Origin of the sequence: Nocardioides mangrovicus, from assembly GCF_003674065.1 — a bacterium.
Lineage (GTDB): Bacteria > Actinomycetota > Actinomycetes > Propionibacteriales > Nocardioidaceae > Marmoricola > Marmoricola mangrovicus.
Window position 1 is genome coordinate 813,089 of the sequence record NZ_RDBE01000001.1, and the last position, 19,726, is coordinate 832,814.

18 protein-coding genes are annotated in these 19,726 nt (G+C 72.5%); 11 read left to right on the plus strand and 7 right to left on the minus strand.

Annotated elements, in window-relative coordinates; translation table 11 throughout:
* Window positions 1-50 precede the first annotated feature (50 nt).
* From gatC to gatB, 3 genes are read left to right on the plus strand one after another with little or no spacing between them, the layout of a single operon-like run.
* Window positions 51-350 (plus strand): Asp-tRNA(Asn)/Glu-tRNA(Gln) amidotransferase subunit GatC, encoded by a 300-nt coding sequence (gene gatC, locus D9V37_RS04020; protein ID WP_121804774.1) that lies wholly within the window; start codon window positions 51-53, stop codon window positions 348-350.
* Window positions 351-1,865: an Asp-tRNA(Asn)/Glu-tRNA(Gln) amidotransferase subunit GatA gene (gene gatA / locus D9V37_RS04025; protein ID WP_121804775.1), complete on the plus strand. Its 1,515-nt coding sequence runs from the start codon at window positions 351-353 to the stop codon at window positions 1,863-1,865.
* A complete protein-coding gene (gene gatB / locus D9V37_RS04030; RefSeq protein ID WP_121804776.1) occupies window positions 1,814-3,367 on the plus strand; it encodes an Asp-tRNA(Asn)/Glu-tRNA(Gln) amidotransferase subunit GatB in 1,554 nt (517 codons plus the stop codon). Before gatA ends, gatB begins: the two co-directional genes overlap by 52 nt.
* A 257-nt stretch (window positions 3,368-3,624) precedes the next feature.
* On the opposite strand, the gene D9V37_RS04035 is transcribed toward gatB, so the two are convergent.
* The 4 genes from D9V37_RS04035 to D9V37_RS04050 are packed head-to-tail and all read right to left on the minus strand — an operon-like array spanning window position 3,625 to window position 7,350.
* Window positions 3,625-4,722 carry a PQQ-dependent sugar dehydrogenase gene (locus tag D9V37_RS04035; protein WP_121804777.1) on the minus strand — a complete coding sequence of 366 codons (1,098 nt, stop codon included), beginning with the start codon at window positions 4,720-4,722 and terminating at the stop codon, window positions 3,625-3,627.
* Complete coding sequence (locus tag D9V37_RS04040; RefSeq protein ID WP_121804778.1) at window positions 4,719-5,606, minus strand: alpha/beta fold hydrolase; 888 nt, start codon at window positions 5,604-5,606, stop codon at window positions 4,719-4,721. Before D9V37_RS04040 ends, D9V37_RS04035 begins: the two co-directional genes overlap by 4 nt.
* Entirely contained in the window at window positions 5,603-6,001 is a 399-nt protein-coding gene (locus tag D9V37_RS04045) for a nitroreductase/quinone reductase family protein (RefSeq protein ID WP_121804779.1), read from the minus strand. Before D9V37_RS04045 ends, D9V37_RS04040 begins: the two co-directional genes overlap by 4 nt.
* Entirely contained in the window at window positions 5,998-7,350 is a 1,353-nt protein-coding gene (locus tag D9V37_RS04050; RefSeq protein ID WP_121804780.1) for an MFS transporter, read from the minus strand. Before D9V37_RS04050 ends, D9V37_RS04045 begins: the two co-directional genes overlap by 4 nt.
* Before the next feature lie 65 nt (window positions 7,351-7,415).
* On the opposite strand from D9V37_RS04050, the gene ilvD reads away from it, so the two are divergent.
* A complete protein-coding gene (gene ilvD / locus D9V37_RS04055; RefSeq protein WP_121804781.1) occupies window positions 7,416-9,107 on the plus strand; it encodes a dihydroxy-acid dehydratase in 1,692 nt (563 codons plus the stop codon).
* Window positions 9,108-9,170: 63 nt separating this feature from the next.
* Here the strand turns inward: ilvD and D9V37_RS04060 are convergent, their stop codons facing one another.
* A complete protein-coding gene (locus D9V37_RS04060; RefSeq protein ID WP_121804782.1) occupies window positions 9,171-10,835 on the minus strand; it encodes a S53 family peptidase in 1,665 nt (554 codons plus the stop codon).
* Window positions 10,836-10,977: 142 nt separating this feature from the next.
* Here D9V37_RS04060 and D9V37_RS04065 point away from each other — a divergent pair, with 142 nt between their 5' ends.
* The 5 genes from D9V37_RS04065 (at window position 10,978) to ilvC (ending at window position 15,704) form a co-directional block, all read left to right on the plus strand.
* On the plus strand, window positions 10,978-11,394 hold the full coding sequence (locus D9V37_RS04065) for a VOC family protein (protein ID WP_121804783.1): 417 nt from the start codon (window positions 10,978-10,980) through the stop codon (window positions 11,392-11,394).
* Window positions 11,395-11,417: 23 nt separating this feature from the next.
* Window positions 11,418-12,143, plus strand: coding sequence for a GNAT family N-acetyltransferase (locus tag D9V37_RS04070; protein ID WP_121804784.1), 726 nt, complete (start codon window positions 11,418-11,420; stop codon window positions 12,141-12,143).
* A 191-nt stretch (window positions 12,144-12,334) separates the two neighbouring features.
* A complete protein-coding gene (locus tag D9V37_RS04075; RefSeq protein WP_121804785.1) occupies window positions 12,335-14,095 on the plus strand; it encodes an acetolactate synthase large subunit in 1,761 nt (586 codons plus the stop codon).
* A gap of 1 nt (window position 14,096) precedes the next feature.
* Entirely contained in the window at window positions 14,097-14,630 is a 534-nt protein-coding gene (gene ilvN / locus D9V37_RS04080; protein ID WP_121804786.1) for an acetolactate synthase small subunit, read from the plus strand.
* Window positions 14,631-14,672: 42 nt separating this feature from the next.
* Window positions 14,673-15,704: a ketol-acid reductoisomerase gene (gene ilvC / locus D9V37_RS04085; protein WP_121804787.1), complete on the plus strand. Its 1,032-nt coding sequence runs from the start codon at window positions 14,673-14,675 to the stop codon at window positions 15,702-15,704.
* A gap of 51 nt (window positions 15,705-15,755) precedes the next feature.
* On the opposite strand, the gene D9V37_RS04090 is transcribed toward ilvC, so the two are convergent.
* Both D9V37_RS04090 and D9V37_RS04095 read right to left on the minus strand, forming a co-directional pair.
* On the minus strand, window positions 15,756-16,316 hold the full coding sequence (locus D9V37_RS04090) for a hypothetical protein (RefSeq protein WP_147455859.1): 561 nt from the start codon (window positions 16,314-16,316) through the stop codon (window positions 15,756-15,758).
* Entirely contained in the window at window positions 16,313-17,125 is an 813-nt protein-coding gene (locus D9V37_RS04095; protein WP_121804789.1) for a hypothetical protein, read from the minus strand. Before D9V37_RS04095 ends, D9V37_RS04090 begins: the two co-directional genes overlap by 4 nt.
* 207 nt (window positions 17,126-17,332) lie before the next feature.
* Between D9V37_RS04095 and D9V37_RS20620 the strand changes: the two genes are divergently transcribed.
* Both D9V37_RS20620 and D9V37_RS04105 read left to right on the plus strand, forming a co-directional pair.
* On the plus strand, window positions 17,333-19,060 hold the full coding sequence (locus tag D9V37_RS20620; protein WP_147455860.1) for a sensor histidine kinase: 1,728 nt from the start codon (window positions 17,333-17,335) through the stop codon (window positions 19,058-19,060).
* On the plus strand, window positions 19,030-19,710 hold the full coding sequence (locus D9V37_RS04105) for a response regulator transcription factor (protein WP_232524723.1): 681 nt from the start codon (window positions 19,030-19,032) through the stop codon (window positions 19,708-19,710). The genes D9V37_RS20620 and D9V37_RS04105 overlap by 31 nt, the downstream gene beginning before the upstream one ends.
* The last annotated feature ends 16 nt before the right edge of the window (window positions 19,711-19,726 follow it).

Sequence of the window (19,726 nt, forward strand, 5' to 3'; positions counted from 1 at the left end):
CGGCTCGACCGGCGTCGGTCCGGCGTCGCGGCGACTCCTAGGATTGGCCCATGCCGCAGATCACCCGAGACGAGGTCCGCCACCTGGCCGACCTGGCCCGGATCGACCTCGACGATGCCGAGCTGGACCGGTTGGCCCCCCAGCTGGAGGGCATCCTCGACGCGATCGCCTCGATCAGCGCCGTGGCCGCCGAGGACGTCCCGGCCACCTCGCACCCGGTGCCGCTGAGCAACGTCTACCGCGAGGACGTCGTCGCCGCATCGCTGGCGCCCGAGGAGGCGCTCAGCGGGGCCCCGCAGGTCGAGCAACAGCGCTTCGAGGTGCCGCGCATCCTCGGGGACGAGCAGTAGATGAGCGACCTGACGCGGCTCACCGCCCACCAGCAGGCCGAGCTGCTGGCCACCGGCGAGGTGAGCTCGGTGGAGCTGACCCGCGCGCACCTCGACCGCATCGCCGCGGTCGACGGCGCGGTGCACGCTTTCTTGCACGTCGACGAGCACGGCGCGATCGAGGCGGCCCGCGCGGCCGACGACCGGCTGAGCAAGGGTGAGCCGGCCTCGCCGCTGGACGGTGTGCCGATCGCGGTCAAGGACGTCATCGTGACGCGCGGGCTGCCCTCCACGGCCGGGTCGCGGATCCTGGAGGGATGGGTGCCGCCGTACGACGCCACCGTCACCGAGCGGCTGCGTGCGGGCGGTCTGCCGATCCTGGGCAAGACGAACATGGACGAGTTCGCGATGGGCTCCTCCACCGAGCACTCGGCCTACGGGCCCACCCACAACCCGTGGGACCTCGACCGGATCCCCGGCGGCTCCGGCGGCGGCTCGGCCGCGGCGGTCGCCGCCTTCGAGGCGCCGCTGGCGATCGGCACCGACACCGGCGGCTCGATCCGGCAGCCGGGGGCGGTCACGGGCACCGTCGGCGTGAAGCCGACGTACGGCGCGGTGAGCCGATACGGGTTGATCGCGCTGGCCAACTCCTTGGACCAGGCCGGTCCGGTCACCCGCACCGTGCTCGACGCGGCGCTCCTGCACGAGCTGATCGGCGGGCACGACCCGCGCGACTCCACCAGCCTCACCGACCCGGTGCCGGCGCTGGTCGAGGCCGTCCGTGCCGGCGCGGCGGGCGACCTGTCCGGCCTGCGGGTCGGGGTCGTCAAGGAGCTCGGCGGCGAGGGCTTCCAGCCCGGCGTCGAGGCCCGGTTCGCCGAGTCGGTCGAGCTGCTGCGCGACGCAGGGGCCGAGGTGGTCGAGGTGTCCTGCCCGCACTTCGAGCACGCGCTGGCGGCCTACTACCTGATCCTGCCGAGCGAGGCGTCGTCGAACCTGGCCCGCTTCGACGCGATGCGCTACGGCCTGCGGGTGACCCCGGAGGGCGACCCCAGCGCGGAGGACGTCATGCGCGCCACCCGCGACGCCGGCTTCGGAGACGAGGTGAAGCGGCGGATCATCCTGGGCACCTACGCCCTCTCCAGCGGGTATTACGACGCCTACTACGGGCAGGCGCAGAAGATCCGGACGCTGGTGCAGCGCGACTTCGACGCCGCCTTCGCCGAAGTCGACGTGCTCGTCTCGCCGACCTCGCCGACCACGGCGTTCCCGCTGGGCGACAAGCTGAGCGACCCGATCTCGATGTACCGCCAGGACATCGCCACGATCCCGGCCAACCTAGCCGGCGTGCCCGGCATCTCGGTGCCCAGCGGCGTGGCGGACGAGGACGGCCTGCCCGTGGGGCTGCAGGTGCTCGCGCCGCAGCGGGCCGATGACCGGCTCTACCGGGTCGGCGCCGCGGTGGAGGCGCTGCTGGAGGAGCGATGGGGCGGCCCGATGCTGGCCCAGGCCCCCGAGCTGGAGGTGGCACGGTGAGCGACCAGGTGCTCTCGTTCGAGGACGCGCTCGAGCGCTACGACCCGACGTTCGGGCTCGAGGTGCACGTCGAGCTCAACACCGAGACGAAGATGTTCTGCGGCTGCCAGAACGCCTTCGGCGCCGAGCCCAACACGCAGACCTGCCCGACGTGCCTGGGTCTTCCCGGCTCGATGCCGGTGGTGAACCGGACGGCGGTGGAGTCGGCGATGCGCATCGGGCTGGCCCTGAACTGCCAGATCGCCGACTGGTGCCGGTTCGCGCGGAAGAACTACTTCTACCCAGACATGCCGAAGAACTTCCAGACCTCGCAGTACGACGAGCCGATCGCCTTCGACGGCTACCTCGACGTCGAGGTCGCCTCGCCCGACGGCGGCAGCGAGACGGTGCGCGTGGAGATCGAGCGCGCCCACATGGAGGAGGACACCGGCAAGTCGCTGCACGTGGGCACCTCGGGCCGCATCCACGGCGCCGACTACTCACTCGTCGACTACAACCGGGCCGGCATCCCGCTCATCGAGATCGTCACCAAGCCGGTGGCCGGCACGCGCGCCTCGGCGCCCGCCGTCGCGCGGGCGTACGTGGAGCAGCTGCGCGAGCTCATCCTCGCGCTCGGCGTCTCCGAGGCCCGCATGGACCAGGGCAACATCCGCGCCGACGTGAACCTCTCGCTCGCCCCGGCCGGGTCGGGCGAGCTCGGCACGCGCACCGAGACCAAGAACGTGAACTCCTTCCGCTCCATCGAGCGGGCGGCCCGCTACGAGATCGGTCGCCAGGCGGCGGTGCTGGAGGAGGGGGAGAAGGTCTTCCAGGAGACCCGGCACTGGCACGAGGACACCGGCGTCACGACGTCGGGCCGTGCGAAATCCGACGCCGACGATTACCGCTACTTCCCCGAGCCCGACCTGGTGCCGCTGGCGCCCTCGCGCGAGTGGGTCAACGAGCTGCGCACCACGCTGCCCGAGCCGCCGCGCGAGCGCCGGGCGCGCCTGCAGGCCGAGTGGGGCTTCAGCGACCTGGAGATGCGCGACACCGTCGGCGCGGGAGCGCTCGTCCTCGTCGAGCAGACGGTCGCCGCCGGAGCCCCCGCGCAGGCGGCCCGCAAGTGGTGGCTCGGCGAGCTGGCCCGCCGCGCCAACGAGACCGAGACCGAGCTGTCGGCGCTGCCGATCACCCCGGCCGACGTCGCCCGCGTGCAAGCGTTGGTCGACGCGCGCACCATCAACGACAAGCTCGCCCGGCAGGTGCTCGACGGCGTCCTCGCCGGCGAGGGCGACCCTGACGAGGTGGTCGCCGCCCGTGGGCTGGCCGTGGTCTCCGACGACGGCGCCCTCTCGGCCGCCGTCGACGAGGCGATCGCGGCCAACCCCGACGTCGCGGACAAGATCCGCGAGGGCAAGCTCAACGCCGCCGGCGCTCTCATCGGCGCGGTGATGAAGAGCATGAAGGGCCAGGCCGACGCGGCTCGGGTGCGGGAGCTGATCTTGGAGAAGCTGGGCTGAGGCCCCGGGGGTGCGCCAACCGCACACGTGCGCACCTGGCTCGCCGATCGGGCGCGACCCTGCGTGCCGACGTCGCACGTGTGCGGTTGGCGCACCCACCGACTGGCCCGGGGCCGGCCGCGACCGGCCCTGTCGCCGGCCCGGGGCCGGCCGCGCCCGGCCCTGCCCGACCACCAAAACTCCACACTTGCGAAGCAAACCGGGGGGTCCGCCCGATATGTCACGCCCACAACTTCGCAAGTGCGGGACTTTGGCGCTCAGGGGGCGATCTCGAGGATCCGGTCGTCGCTGGCCTTCGGGTTGCCGCGGCCGTCGCGGTTGGAGGTCGTGACCCACAGGTTCCCGTCCGGGGCGGCGACGACGGTGCGCAGCCGGCCGTACTGGCCAACGAAGAAGTCGGTCGGGTCGCTGGCCCGGGTGCCGGACACGGTGACCCGCCACAGCCGCTGGCCGTGCAGCGCCCCGAGCCACAGGTGGCCGTCGAGGTAGGCCAGGCCCGAGGGGGAGGCGTCGTCGGTGGACCAGACGACCTTCGGGTTGCGGAACTCGCCGGACTCGACGCGGCCCTCGGCCTTCGGCCAGCCGTAGTTGGTGCCGCGGGTGATCAGGTTGAGCTCGTCCCAGGTCTGGTCGCCGAACTCCGAGGCCCACAGGTGGCCGTCGGGGTCGAAGGCCAGGCCCTGGACGTTGCGGTGCCCGATGGTCCACACCGGCGAGTCGGGGTCGGGGTTGCCGGGCGCGGGGCGACCGGTCGTGGTGATCCGCAGGATCTTGCCGCCCAGCGACGAGGGGTCCTGGGCCAAGGAGCTGTCGCCGGTCTCGCCGGTCGAGGCGTAGAGGTAGCCGTCGGGACCGAACGCCAGCCGGCCGCCGTCGTGGATGTTGCCGGCCGGGATCTTGGTGAGCACCGGCGTCGTGGGTCCGAGCGAGGTGCCGTCGAGGCGGGCCTTGACGATCCGGTTGTCGCGCGTGGTGGTGACGTAGAAGAACACCGTGTGGTCCTGGGCGAACTGCGGGGAGACGGCGACGCCGAGCAGCCCGGACTCGCCGCGGGAGTCGCCCTTGACGGTGCCGACGGGGGTGACCTGGCCGCCGCTGGTCACCAGCAGCACCCGGTCGGTGTCGCGCTCGGTCACCACGGCCGTGCCGTCGGGCAGGAAGGCGATGCCCCACGGCACGCGCAGGCCGGAGGCGACGGTGCGCACGACGCGCGGGCCGGTCGAGGTCGTCGCCTCGGGCGAGGCGGTCACCGGTGCCGCGCCGCGGGATGACGTGGCGAACGGACCGCTGTCCGTGCCGCCGCCGCAGCCGGCCGCGAGCACGGCCACCACCAGCAGCGCGACGAGGGGTCTCACGCTGACACGGTAGTGAGCAGGTCCACGAGCAGGCCGTGCACCGCGTCCGGCTGCTCGAGCTGCACGAAGTGCGAGCCGTCGAGCTCCACGTAGGTGGCGCCGAGCACCCGCGCGGCGGCGGCGCGGACGTCGGCCGCGCGGGCCAGCAGGTCGTGCCGGGCCCCGACGAAGGTGGCGGGCACGGCGATACGGCCGACGTCGACGCGGTCGGCCGCCAGCGTGCGGGCGGCGTGGGCGTACCAGTCCACCGGCGTGGTCAGGAACTCCGCGACCGCGCGTCGAGCGGTGTCGAGATCGGCCACCGGGCGCATGAAGCCCGAGTGCGCGAGGGCGTTCGTGGTGCGCGGGGTGACCGGGGCGTGCTGGGTGAGCGGGGTGAACGCCGCGCCGATGCGGGCCAGGGTGCCGGCCAGTCCCCGGCCGAACGCGCGGGCCACCGGCCGCGGCACGTGGAGCGGACCGCCCATCGCGCCGAAGGGGTCATCGGGCACGCCGGCCAGTGCGAACAAGCCGCGGACGCGGTCGGGGTGGGCGAGCGCGAACCGGCAGGCGGTGCCCACGCCGATCGACCAGCCCGCCACCACGCAGCGTTCCACCGCGGCGTCGTCCAGCACGGCCAGGGCGTCGTCGATGAATGCCTGCTGGCCGACGTGGCGGCGGTCCGAGGGTCGGTCGGACCCGCTGACGCCGCGGTGGTTCCACGAGACCACCCGCACCCCGCAGTCGGGGTCGAGCAGCGCCGGCCAGGCGTGGGCGTTGGTGCCCAGCCCGTTGCACAGCAGCACGGTCGGCAGGTCGCTGGCGACGTCGTTGGTCCAGGTGACCAGCCGGGTGCCGTCGGCGCTGCGGACCTCGCCGAAGCGCAGTCGTGCCTCTTTGCTCACCGAGCCGCGAGTCGCAGCACGGGGATCACCCGGTCGGTTTTCTGCTGGTAGTCACGGAAGCCCGACGACATCTCGGTGAACCGCTGCCACGCCGCGTCGCGCTCCTGCCCCTGCAGGTCCTCGGTGTGGACGTCGACGGTGCGCTCACCGGTCTCGATCTCGACGTCGGGGTGGGCGAGGAGGTTGCGGTACCAGTCCGGGTGCCGGTCGGCACCGGCCGCCGAGGCGGCGATCAGCCAGCTGCCGCCCTCGTCGATGGCGGCGACGGGGTTGACCCGCTCCTCGCCGCTCCTGGCTCCGATGCTGTGCACCAGGACGAGGCCGTCGCCGAACATCTCGGTGTGCCCGCCGTGGTCGCGGAACTCGGCGATGATCTGGGCGTTGAAGTCGCTCATGTCGCCCGAGCGTAGGTCGCGTCGTCGGCGATGTCGGAGCCGCTGTGCTCGCGCATGAGGCCGACGGCGATCAGCGTGACCACCGAGCAGCCCAGGATGGCGCCGGCGATCGCGAAGCCCGACCCGGTGTGCTCGAGCAGGTAGGTCGCCACCAGCGGCGCGGGGCCACCGGCGATCACGGACGCCAGCTGGTAGCCGACGCCGGCCCCCGCGTAGCGCAGCGCGGTGGGGAACTGCTCGGCGATGAGCGAGGCCTGCGGCCCGTACTGCATGCCGTGCGGGATGAGTGCGACCAGCATGCCGACGAAGGCCAGCGCCGCCACCCCGGAGTCCAGCAGCGCGAACAGCACGAACCCGTAGACCCCGGTGACCGCGGCGCCCACCATGTAGATCCGTTTACGGCCGTAGGTGTCGGAGAGGTGGCCGAACAGCGGCACGGCCACGACCTCGACCGCGGCGGCCAGCAGGATCGCCGAGAGCGCGAACCGCTTGGAGTAGCCCTGCTCCTCGGTCAGGTACGTCAGCGTGAACGTGGTGATGACGTAGAACGGCGCCTGCTCGGAGAGCCGCGCGAAGGCGCTGAGCAGGATCGGCTTCCAGTGCGCGCGCCACACCTCCAGCGACGGCAGCCGCGAGAGCTCGCCCTGCGCGACCCGCTTGGCGAACATGGGCGTCTCCAGGATGGAGAGCCGGATGTAGAGGCCGATGCCCACCAGCACCGCGCTGCACAGGAAGGGGATGCGCCAGCCCCAGGCCTGGAACTGGGCGTCGGTGGTGACCGCGCTCATCAGGTAGAGGAAGCCGGTGCCCAAGATGAGTCCGAACGCGACACCGAGCTGGGGCAGGGAGGCCATGAGGCCGCGACGCTTCTGGTCGCCCCACTCCATCGAGAGCAGCACCGAGCCGCTCCACTCACCGCCCACGGCGATGCCCTGGAAGAGTCGCAGCAGCACCAGGATCAGCGGTGCCGCACGGCCGATGTGGTCGGCGCTGGGCAGTACGCCGACGACGGTGGTGGCCAGGCCCATCATCAGCAGCGTGATGATCAGCGTCGCCTTGCGACCGATGCGGTCGCCCCAGTGGCCGAAGATCGCGGCGCCGACCGGCCGCGCCGCGAAGCCCACGGCGTAGGTGGCGAAGGACTCCAGCCGGCCGGCGTACTGGCTGGACTCGGGGAAGAACAGCGCGGGGAAGACGAGCGCGGCCGCGGTGTTGTAGAGGAAGAAGTCGTACCACTCGATGGTGGTGCCGACCGTGCTGGCCAGTCCGGCCTTGCGGATCTGGCGTCGATGCTCGGCGGTACCCTCGGCAGCGGTGGCCTCCGAGGCGGCGTTCGGGTCGAGAGTCATCTGTGATCCCTACCACACTCCGAGCGGGCGATGGGTCGCCCGAGCCCCGCGACTAGTCTCGGCGCATGGCCGAGCAGCAGAGTCCCGACATCAAACCCCGCTCCCGCGACGTCACCGACGGCATCGAGAAGACCGCCTCGCGCGGCATGCTGCGGGCGATCGGCATGCAGGACGAGGACTTCGCGAAGCCCCAGATCGGCGTCGGCTCGAGCTGGAACGAGACCGGCCCTTGCAACCTCTCGCTGCGCCGGCTCGCCGAGGCCGCCAAGCGCGGGGTCACCAGGGCCGGCGGGTACCCGATGGAGTTCGGCACCATCTCGGTCAACGACGGCATCTCGATGGGCCACGAGGGCATGCACTTCTCGCTGGTCTCGCGCGAGGTGATCGCCGACTCCGTCGAGACCCTGATGAGCGGCGAGCGGCTCGACGGCTCGGTGCTGCTCGGCGCCTGCGACAAGACCCAGCCGGGCATGCTCATGGCGGCGGCCCGGCTCGACCTGGCCAGCGTGTTCCTCTACGGCGGCTCGATCATGCCGGGCAACCTCGACGGCCAGGACGTCACCATCATCGACGCCTTCGAGGCGGTCGGCGCGTGTCTGGCCGGCAAGATCAGCGAGGAGGAGGTCAAGCGCGTCGAGCGCGCGATCTGCCCCGGCGAGGGTGCCTGCGGCGGCATGTACACCGCCAACACCATGGCCTCGGTGGGGGAGGCGCTCGGCATGAGCCTGCCCGGGTCGGCTGCCCCGCCGTCGATCGACAGCCGTCGCGACCTGTTCGCCGAGCGCTCGGGCGAGGCCGTCGTCGAGCTGCTGCGGCAGGGCATCACCGCCCGCGACATCATGACGATGGAGGCCTTCGAGAACGCCATCACGGTCGTCATGGCGCTGGGCGGCTCCACCAACGCGGTGCTCCACCTGCTCGCGATCGCGCGGGAGGCCGACGTCGACCTGCGGATCGACGACTTCAACCGCATCGGCGACAAGGTGCCGCACCTGGCGGACATGAAGCCGTTCGGTCGCTACGTGATGAACGACGTCGACAAGATCGGCGGGATCCCGGTGGTGATGAAGGCGCTGCTCGACGCGGGCCTGCTGCACGGTGACTGCCTGACCGTGACCGGCAAGACGATGGCCGAGAACCTCGAGGCGCTCGCGCCGCAGCCGCTCGACGGCGAGGTGCTGCACACGATGGACAGGCCGATCCACGCCAGCGGCGGCCTCACCATCCTCAAAGGCACGCTGGCCCCCGACGGCGCGGTGGTGAAGTCGGCCGGCTTCGACTCGGAGGTCTTCACCGGCACGGCGCGGGTCTTCGACGGCGAGCGGGCCGCGATGGACGCCCTGCTCGAGGGCGGCATCAGCGCCGGCGACGTCGTGGTCATCCGCTACGAGGGCCCCAAGGGCGGCCCGGGCATGCGCGAGATGCTCGCGATCACCGGCGCCATCAAGGGCGCAGGCCTCGGCAAGGACGTCCTGCTGCTCACCGACGGCCGTTTCTCCGGCGGCACCACGGGCCTGTGCATCGGGCACGTCGCGCCCGAGGCGGTCGACGGCGGCCCGATCGCGTTCGTACGCGACGGCGACACCATCACCGTCGACATCGCCAACCGCCGCATGGACGTCGCGGAGGCCGAGGACGACGAGTGGGAGTCGCGCCGCGAGGGCTGGGAGCCCCACCCGCCGAAGTACACCACCGGCGTGCTGGCCAAGTACCGCAAGCTCGTGCAGTCCGCCGCCGTCGGCGCGGTCACCGGCTGACGGCGGCCGATCCGCCGTCGACCCGTCAAAGATGCAGCCGCACCTCTGACGGGTCGCCGATGGCTACTTGATGGCGCTGTTGAGCTTGTTGACGTCCCAGCTGCCCAGCCCGGTGGTGAAGTCGTAGCCGGGCAGCGCGGTGTAGGCGCCGTTCGTGCCGACCACGACGTCGTGGAAGGACGCCGGGACGGTCGTCGGCGGCAGCGGCTGGGTGGTCTGGGCCTGGGCGTAGATGCCGTACAGCTTCGGTGAGGCGAAGCCGAGCTTGCCGCCGTGGCTGGAGTTCAGCCTCGTCCAGAGCCCCAGCGCGAGCGGCGAGGACAGGCTCGTGCCACCGATCTGCTCGTCGGCGCCGTCGACCGTGATGAGTGCGCCCGTGGTGGGGTCGGCGTCGAAGGCGACGTCGGGCACGCCGCGCAGGCCCGCGGCCGACGTCGGCACCACGCCGCTCTGCCAGTAGCCCGGCGTCTCGACCGGGCTGACGCCGCCGCCACCGGCGTTCCAGGCGACCTCGGCGGTGTAGGCGTCGGCGTCGGTCGTGGCCAACGTGGTGCCGCCGACGCCCACGACGTACGGCGAGGAGGCGGGGTACTCGGTGTCGGGCAGGCCAGCGCCGGGGACGCCGTTGGTCGGCGCGACCGCGCACGCGCTGCCGGTGTCGCCGCTGGAGGCGAAGAACGTCTGGCCCTGCACCGCGGCCTCGGCGAAGGCGATGTCGTCGACGGTCATCGACCCGTCCAGGAAGGGCAGCACGTCGCACTCGCCGAGCGAGGCGGAGCCGGCCTGGGCCTTGTCGTCGGAGACGAAGCGGTTGATCGAGCGGGCCAGGTCGGAGTTGGTGAGCGAGGTCGCCACGTAGACGTAGAGCTGCTTGGTGCTCGGCGCCGCGCCGGTGGAGGTCTGCGTGTCCAGGTCCCACTCGTCGGCGCCGGCGGTGTCGGTGCTCTTGATGCCGGTGTACACCAGCGACACGGGCACCTGGCGGAGCTTGCGCTTGGCCTCGTAGGTGCGCAGGTCCTTGACCGTCTGCGTCAGGTCGCCCTCCGCGATCACCGCGAGCGACGTGCCGTCACCGGCCTTGGTGGCCTTGGCGTCGTAGACCGTCGGGAACTCGTCGGGGTAGAAGCCGGTCAGCTTCGGCAGGCTCGCGGCCTGGGGACGCACGGTGGCGCCCAGCGTGGAGAGGCCGAGCACGCCGGTGACCGTGCCGGCCAGCGACGTCGGCACCTGCGCGGCGGCGGTGTTGGCCAGCACGGTGCGGCCGGACTGGGTGAAGCGGCCGATCGTGGTGTGGAAGGCCTGCTGGGCCTGGGCGACGGTGGCGTCGGCGGTGACCTGCAGCCGGTTGCCGGCCACCGTCACGTTGGTCATCCCGGCGCTCTGCAGGTAGCTGCGCACGGCGTCGGCCTGGGCCTGGGTGGCGGCGAAGCGGTCGGTGAACTGCGCGGGGGTCAGGTACTGCTCGTAGGCGGCGTCACCCGGCGTGCTCTGGGCCTTGATGAGCGCGTCGAGACCGGCCCGGTCGCGCGGGGTGAGGCCGACGGTCAGGCGCAGCGGCGTGCTCGCCGGCGCGGACCCGAGCGCGGTGGCGCCGACCAGGCTGAGCGCGTCGGTGGCGGTGGGAGCCCAGCCGGTGTCGGCTGCACCGGCGGCCAGGTCGGGGGAGACGACGGCGAGGGCCGCGGCCGCGAGGGCGGCCAGGGCGATGCGGAGGTGCGAGCGACGCATGGTGCTCCGATCGGCGAGGGGCGGGTGCTCCCGCCCGGGTACCGGTTCAACGACGTCGCCCGGGGATGGTTACTGACCGGTCACTTGTGTCTGGACCACACCGGCCCCGATGACGGCGCGGGTCGCGGCAGACTGGGGCGGCATGGACCAACGCCTCAGCTTCGTCACGCTCGCGGTCGCCGACCTCGACCGCACCCGCGCCTTCTACGTCGACGGGCTGGGCTGGACGCCCGAGATGGTCGTGCCGGGCGAGGTGCTGATGATCCGGGCCGGGGAGCGGCTGGTGCTCTCCTTCTGGGCCGAGTCGGGCTTCGAGGCCGAGGTCGGACCCATCCGCCGGGGCCAGGGCATCGTGCCCATCACGCTCGCGCACAACGTCGCCACCCCGGCCGAGGTCGACGCGGTGCTCGAGGTGGCCGCCTCGGCCGGCGCCGAGGTCTCGCCCGGCCAGCAGCGCGACTGGGGCGGCTACACCGGCTACTTCGCCGACCCCGACGGCTTCCGCTGGGAGATCGCCACGAACCCCGGCGACATCGGCCGCCTGGTGCTGCCCGACTGACCGGCACGCCCTAGGGTCGAGCCGTGCCGATCAACGACCACGGCCAACCCGTGGGCGAGCCCGTGCCGGACTGGTCGCCGCGCCCGGTGGTGGCGCCCGTGAGGCTGGTCGGGCGCACGGTGCGCGTCGAGCCGCTGGCCGAGGAGCACGTCGCCGACCTGTGGCAGGCGCTGTGCGTCGAGAGCCCGCCCTCGACGTGGACGTACCTGCCGTGGGGCCCCTACAGCGACGCCGCCGGGGTGCGCGGCTACGTCGCCACCCTGCTGGACGACCCCGGTTGGGTGCCCCATGTGCTGGTGGTCGAGGGCCGCGCGCAGGGGGTGGCCTGCTACCTGCGCAACGACGCGCCCAACGGCGTGGTCGAGGTGGGCGGCATCGGCTACGGCGCGGCGCTGCAGCGCACGGTCGCCGCCACCGAGGCGATGTACCTCATGGCGAGGCACGTCTTCGACGAGCTGGGCTACCGGCGCTACGAGTGGAAGTGTGACAGCCTCAACGAGCCCTCGCGCCGGGCCGCCACCCGGCTCGGGTTCGGCTACGAGGGCCGCTTCCGCCAGGCGCTGGTCTACAAGGGCCGCAACCGCGACACCGACTGGTTCGCGATGACCGACGGTGACTGGCCGGCGCTGCGCGCGGCGTACGAGTCGTGGCTGGATCCGGGCAACTTCGACGACGGCGGCCGTCAACGCGCTCCGCTCGCATGCCGGACGGCGAGTCCAGATCCTGGGACGGGTGTCACACTGTCTTGACCGGTCCCGGACGCAGACGAGAACCTAACCTCATGCGTGAGCTTCTCCTCGTACGCCACCGGCGCGTAGGTCGGGCCTGAGACAGGCCGCACCTCCGCGTCGTCCCTCCGTCTGCCGATCCGGCCGGAGGGTTTTTTGTTGCCCGACCCCCGTACCGAACCCGTGTCACCTGAACCGACGAAGGACATCCGATGAGCCAGGACGCCCCCGGCGCGGCAGAGCGCGTCACCGGAGCGCAGAGCCTGATCCGGTCGCTCGAGGCGGCCGGTGCCGAGACCATCTTCGGCATCCCCGGCGGCGCGATCCTGCCCGCCTACGACCCGCTGTACGACTCCTCGATCCGCCACATCCTCGTGCGTCACGAGCAGGGCGCCGGCCACGCCGCCCAGGGCTACGCCGCCGCGAGCGGCCGGGTCGGGGTCTGCATGGCCACCAGCGGGCCGGGCGCCACGAACTTGGTGACGCCCATCGCCGACGCGCACATGGACTCGGTGCCGATGGTCGCGGTCACCGGCCAGGTCGGGGAGTCGATGATCGGCACGGACGCCTTTCAGGAGGCCGACATCCGCGGCATCACGATGCCGATCACCAAGCACAACTACCTGGTGACCGACCCCGACCAGATCCCGCGGGTTGTGGCCGAGGCGTTCTACCTCGCCTCCACAGGCCGCCCCGGCCCGGTGCTCGTCGACGTCGCGAAGTCCGCTCTGCAGGCGCAGACCACCTTCGCCTGGCCCACCCAGCTCCACCTGCCCGGCTACCGACCCGTCACCAAGCCGCACGCCAAGCAGATCCGCGAGGCGGCCAAGCTGATCACCGGGTCGCGCAAGCCCGTGCTCTACGTCGGCGGCGGCGTCATCCGCTCCGGCGCCAGCCGCGAGCTGCGGGTGCTGGCCGAGAAGACCGGCATGCCGGTGGTCACCACGCTGATGGCCCGCGGGGCGTTCCCCGACAGCCACCCGCAGAACCTCGGCATGCCCGGCATGCACGGCACGGTGGCCGCCGTGGCCGCGCTGCAGAAGAGCGACCTCATCATCAGCCTGGGCGCGCGCTTCGACGACCGTGTGACCGGCAACCTCGACTCCTTTGCGCCGAACGCCAAGGTCGTCCACGCCGACATCGACCCCGCCGAGATCGGCAAGAACCGCCGGGCCGACGTGCCGATCGTGGGCGACGCCCGCGAGGTCATCGCCGACCTCATCGTGGCGCTGCAGGCGCTCGAGGACCACGGCGACACCGGCGACTTCGAGGCCTGGGTGGGCTTCCTCGCCGGCGTGAAGCAGCGCTACCCGCTGGGCTACGACACCCCGGCCGAGGGCCTCGCGCCGCAGTACGTCATCGAACGGCTCGGTGCCATCGCCGGCCCCGAGGCCGTCTACGCCTCCGGCGTCGGCCAGCACCAGATGTGGGCCTCGCACTTCATCACCTACGAGAACCCCCGCACGTGGATCAACTCCGGCGGCGCCGGCACCATGGGCTTCGGCGTGCCGGCCGCGATGGGGGCCAAGGTCGCCTGCCCGGACACGACCGTGTGGGCCATCGACGGCGACGGCTGCTTCCAGATGACCAACCAGGAGCTGGCCACCTGCACCCTCGAGGGCATCCCGATCAAGGTCGCCGTCATCAACAACGAGTCGCTGGGCATGGTCCGGCAGTGGCAGACGCTGTTCTACGAGGGGCGGTACTCCAACACCGACCTGCAGTCCAAGCGCATCCCGGACTTCGTCAAGCTCGCCGACGCTTACGGCGCCGTGGGGCTCTCCTGCGAGACGCCGGAGCAGGTCGACGCGACCATCGAGAAGGCCATGGAGATCGACGACGTGCCCGTGGTCGTCGACTTCCGCGTGCACCGCGACGCCATGGTGTGGCCGATGGTCGCCGCCGGCACCTCCAACGACGACATCAAGTACGCCCGCGACCTGGCTCCCGACTTCGACGAGGACGACCTCTGACATGGCCGAGTCCCACACCCTGTCCGTGCTCGTGGAGGACAAGCCCGGCGTGCTCGCCCGCATCGCCGGTCTCTTCAGCCGCCGCGGCTACAACATCACCTCGCTGGCGGTCGGTCCGACCGAGCACCCGGAGATCTCCCGCATGACCATCCGGGTCGAGGTGGAGGACTCCCCGCTCGAGCAGGTGACCAAGCAGCTCAACAAGCTGGTCGAGGTCATCAAGATCGTCGAGCTCGAGCCCCGCGAGGCCGTCGAGCGCGAGCTGCTGCTGGTCAAGGTCCGCGCCGACACCGCCACCCGCGGCCAGGTGCTCGATGCCGTGCAGCTGTTCCGGGCGAAGGTCGTCGACGTCGCCGTCGACGCGATCACCATCGAGGTGACCGGCAACCACGACAAGCTGCAGGACTTCTTGCGGGTGGTGGAGACCTTCGGCATCCGCGAGCTCGTCCAGAGCGGCATGGTCGCGGTGGGCCGCGGCTCGCGCTCGATCACCGAACGCACCCTGCGGCCCGCGCCCATCGCGTTGGCCGACTGACCTGAACCGACCGATCCACCAACCAGAAGGAGTCCACACACCGTGGCCGAGATGTTCTACGACGACGACGCCGACCTGAGCGTGATCCAGGGCCGCCACGTGGCGGTCCTGGGCTACGGCAGCCAGGGCCACGCTCACGCGCTGTCGCTGCGCGACTCCGGCGTCGACGTCCGCGTCGGACTGCCCGCCGGCTCGAAGAGCCGCGCCAAGGCCGAGGCCGAGGGGCTGCGCGTCCTGGAGCCCGCCGAGGCCTGCGAGGAGGCCGACCTGATCGTCGTGCTGGCCCCCGACCCGGCCCAGCGCAAGCTCTACGCCGAGGCGATCGAGCCCAACCTGGTCGAGGGCGACGCCCTGTTCTTCGGGCACGGCTTCAACATCCGCTTCGACTACATCAAGCCGCCCGCCGGCGTCGATGTGTGCATGGTCGCGCCGAAGGGCCCCGGCCACCTGGTGCGCCGGGAGTTCTCCGAGGGCCGAGGCGTGCCGGTGCTGGTCGCGGTCGAGCAGGACGCCTCCGGCAAGGCCTGGGACCTGGCGCTCTCCTACGCCAAGGCCATCGGCGGCCTGCGCGCCGGCGGCATCCGCACCACCTTCACCGAGGAGACCGAGACCGACCTGTTCGGCGAGCAGGCGGTGCTGTGCGGCGGCGCCTCGCAGCTGGTGCAGTACGGCTTCGAGACCCTCACCGAGGCCGGCTACCAGCCCGAGGTGGCCTACTTCGAGTGCCTGCACGAGCTCAAGCTGATCGTCGACCTGATGTACGAGGGCGGCATCGCCAAGCAGCGCTGGTCGGTCTCCGACACCGCCGAGTACGGCGACTACGTGTCCGGCCCCCGCGTCATCGACGAGCGGGTCAAGCAGAACATGCAGGACGTGCTCGCCGACATCCAGAACGGTACGTTCGCCCAGCGCTTCATCGACGACCAGGACGCCGGCGGGCCCGAGTTCGCCGAGTTCCGCAAGAAGTCCGAGGCCCACCCGATCGAGGCCACCGGTCGTGAGCTGCGCAAGCTGATGGCGTGGGTCAAGAGCCACGACGACGACTACGTCGAAGGCACCTCGGCGCGCAGCTGAGGTGCTCGTCCACCCGGCGCGCCTCGAGGTCCCCGACCACCTCGAGGCGCGCTAGCGGGTGATCGTGATCTGGTGCAGCGGCCGGACCCAGGCGTCCTCCCACCGGTCCTGCCCGCCGTGGACCACCAGCTCCGGGTGGGCGCTGCGCAGCGTGGCCAGCCAGGTGTGCCGCAGCAGGGCCAGTTCGACGGCGCCCTCGAAGCCGTGCGCCCCGATGCGCACGCGCACGGTCTCCAGCACGCCCACCCGCGAGATCCCCTCGCCGAAGGACCCGAACGGATCGGCGGCGAAGACGCGAAGGCCGACGCACCAGTGCTCCACCGGCTGCGCGCCGGCCCGGTGGGCCAGCGGTCCGGGCTTGACGTAGAAGCCGCACAGCACCTGGAAGGCGCCGGCCTGCTCGCCGGTCGCCGTGTGCACCAGGTAGGTGCGGTAGCCGTCGTCGCGCCACGACGAGATGAGCCCCGGACGCCGGTACCTGGCGGGCTCGTAGGTCGGGGGGACGGCGGCGGCCGCGGCGATGAGGGCGTTGCCCATGGTCGGGCGCCCCCCGGGCGTGGTGGGTGCCGCCACGACCAGGGGGGCGAGCAGCGACCGCGACGGTCCCCTCATGCGATGCCCAGCCACGGCAGCTCGACGTCCGGGTCGAGCTCGCCCAGGAAGAGACCGGCCCGCTCGCGCCACGTGGCCATGGCGGCCTCCAGGGCGGCCACGCCGTAGTGGTCGGGGTCGTGGGGGAGCGACGAGTCGCCGGCCAGCACCACGCCGGCGGGAACGGTGCTCAGCCGCAGCCCCAGGAAGCGGTGACCCAGCCCGGTACGCCAGGTGAAGTCCGACGGGGTCGGCCGATCGAGCGGGAGGCCGATCTGGGCCAGGGCGTCGGCCACCTGGGCCTGGGTCGTGCCGTGCAGCTCGATGCGCACCGGGCCGGCCTCGAGCCGGTGGCACCACACCCCGCGGACCTGCGCCGCGGCCAGCGAGCGGTCGCAGAGGGCCTCCTCCGGCGCGGGGTCGGGCTCGGCTCTGGTGAAGGCGGTCAGCAGGTTCGACCGGATCGCGTCGTAGCCGCCCGGGTTCGCCAGCGCACCCTTGATCGCGGCGTAGGTCGGCGTGGAGACGGTGGCGCGGTGGTGGTCGGATCGTGCGATCTCCAGCGTCCAGTCCTCGGCGGAACGGCCCTCGCCGATGCTCGTCGCTGCGGTGATGCGCCATGTCGCGTCGGTCAGGCGCCGGTACAGCAGCTGGCCGCTCCGTCCCAGGGAGAGCGCCGGCGTGCCGTCGCCCTCGAGCCTCAGCATGGCCGCCCGTACCCGGGCCGCGCTGAGCAGACTGCGCTCGAGGGCGGAGTCGGCGACGACGTGGTCGCGCGCCGACTCCGCCGCCACCCGGCGTCTGGTCAGCGACCTCCCGAGCAGCCCCATTCCAGCCTCCGCTTCGTGCCAGCAGGCGCCGGCGTCGTCCTCACCCCCCGGGAGGGCGACGTGCCGAGCCGGTCTTGTCGCCGCGCTGCCCGAGTCTGCGTCGAGCGCGTCGGCGCGGACACCGTGCTGGCACGGGGATCTAGACGAGAGGGCCGGTTCTGCGGCGAGGCGTGGTCTCGACGCCCGACGCGCACTAGCGTGCGCGTCGTGGAGGTCGCGGTCCCGCCCGCGCGACGGGTGCTCGGGCCGCTGGCGCGGCCCGCCTGGTTGCCCGCCTGGCTGCCGGCCTGTGCCATAGGGCTGTCGTCGCTGACGGTGCTGGCCGAACCGCGAGACGTCCTCCACCCGGTGATCGGCCTGATGGAGGGCGCGCTGATCGCGTCGCTGGCCGTCGCGGGAGCGCTGCTGGTCGAGGACGACACGCAGCGTGGCAACGCCCTGCTGCTGTGGGTGGTCGGGGCGCTGCTCGCCGTCGAGCACCTGCACCTGGTGCCCCACTCGCCCTTCCCGATGCTGGGCTGGGTGGCCGGACCCGCGGCGGCCGTGGTGGTGGCCGTGGTCCTGGTGCGCTTCCCGGGACCGACGCTGTCGCCGCGAGGTCGCCGGTGGGCCGGCGCGGCCCTGGTCGTCCTGGTGGCGACCCGGCTCACGGTGAGCGTCCCGCCGCAGCGGCTGCGGCTGGGCTGGTGGCCGGCGCTGCCGCTGCCCGGCGCCGCGGCCGAGGCCGGCCTGCGGTTCGGCAACGCCTACCTGCTGGTGCTCGCATGCTGGTTCGTGGGCCTGATGGCCTGGCGGATCACCCGTTCCCGAGGGCTCTCCCGTCACGAGCTGGCTCCGGTGGTGGCGGCGTCGCTGGGGGCCACGCTGGCCATCGCGGCCCACGTGGTCTCGGTGTTCAGCGGCCAGACCCAGGTCGGCCTCGGCGTGCTCGTCGCCGAGCAGGTCGGACTGCTCGCGGTGCCGGCCGGGTTCGTCTTCGCGGCGTCGCGGATGCGGGCCGCGCGCAGTGCCGTGGGGGACCTGCTGCTCGAGGTGCGCTCTTCCAGCAGCCCGACGCAGATCGAGGCGGCGCTGGCCACGACGCTCTCCGACCCCGGTCTCGCGCTGCACCTGTGGGCGGCCGAGGAGGAGCTGTTCCGCACCGCAGGCGGCCAGGCGCAGCAGCCGGCACCGGGCCCCGGCCGGATGGTCGTGCCGGTGGACGCCGAGGACGGCTCGCCGCTGGCGATCATCGTGACCGACGCCTCGGTCGCACGGCACGGCCAGCTGGTGCAGGCCAGCGTGGCCGCGGTACGGCTCGCCCTGCAGAACGCGGCGGCGACGGAGATGCTGCGCCGCTCGCGCACGCGGCTGGCCGAGGCCGAGCTGGCCGAGCGCAAGCGGCTCGAGCGCGACCTGCACGACGGGGTGCAGCAGCGTCTGCTCGCCCTCGGGATGAGCATCGACCGGGTGGTGCACTCCGCGCCCGATGAGCAGACCAGGGACCTCGCGAAGGCCGCCGCGGAGCACGTGCAGGGCGCCATCGCCGACGTGCGCGACCTGGCGCGCGGCGTGCTCCCGGCGGTGCTCACCCAAAGCGGTCTGGCCGCGGCGGTGCAGAGCGCGGCCGAGCGGCTCCCGGTGGCGATCACCAGCTCCGTCCCGGGCCGACGATGGCCCCTGGCCGTCGAGGCGACGGCCTACTTCGTCATCTGCGAGGGCCTCAACAACGTGGTCAAGCACGCCGGGAGCCTTCGCGCCGAGGTCCTGGTCGACAGCGACGAGCACGTGCTGACGGTGACGGTCCGCGATGCCGGGCGCGGGGGCGCCAACGTCCACGGTGGGTCCGGGCTGCTCGGTCTGCGCGACCGCGTCGCCGCGATGGGCGGGACGATCAGCGTCGATTCGGTCGAAGGAGCAGGGACGTGCCTGGTGGCTCGCCTGCCCTACGAGTAGCGATCGCCGAGAACAGCCGGCTCTTCCGCGACGGCCTGGTGCTCCAGCTCGAGGCCGCGGGAGTCGGCGTGGTGGCCGAGTGCGACCGCGCGGACGACCTGATCGACCTGTTGCCCGAGCTTCGCCCCGACCTGGTGCTGATGGACATCCGGATGCCGCCGACCGAGACCGACGAGGGCATCCGGGCGGCGGCCGAGATCCGCGACCGCTTCCCGGGCGTGGGCATCCTCATCCTCTCGACCTACGCCGAGTCGACCTACGCCGCCGCCGTGCTGGCCATCTCCGAGACCGCCATCGGGTACCTGCTCAAGGACCGCGTGACCGACGTGGGCGCGCTGCTGGACGCGCTGCAGCGGATCGCGGCGGGGGAGTGCGTCGTCGACCCGGACGTGGTGGCCACCCTGCTCGGCCAGCCGCCCCGACGCGACGACCTGGCGCAGCTCACCGCGCGCGAGCGGACGGTGCTGCACCTCATGGCCGAGGGCAGGTCGAACGCCAGCATCGCCGAGCAGCTGTCGCTGACAGTGCGGACCGTCGAGGCCTACACCGCGGCGATCTTCGCCAAGCTCGGGCTCGTGGCGCAGCCGCAGACCAACCGTCGGGTCGCCGCGGTGATCGCCTGGCTGCGCGGTTCGCACACCGTCTACTAGACGCGCGTGCTGGACG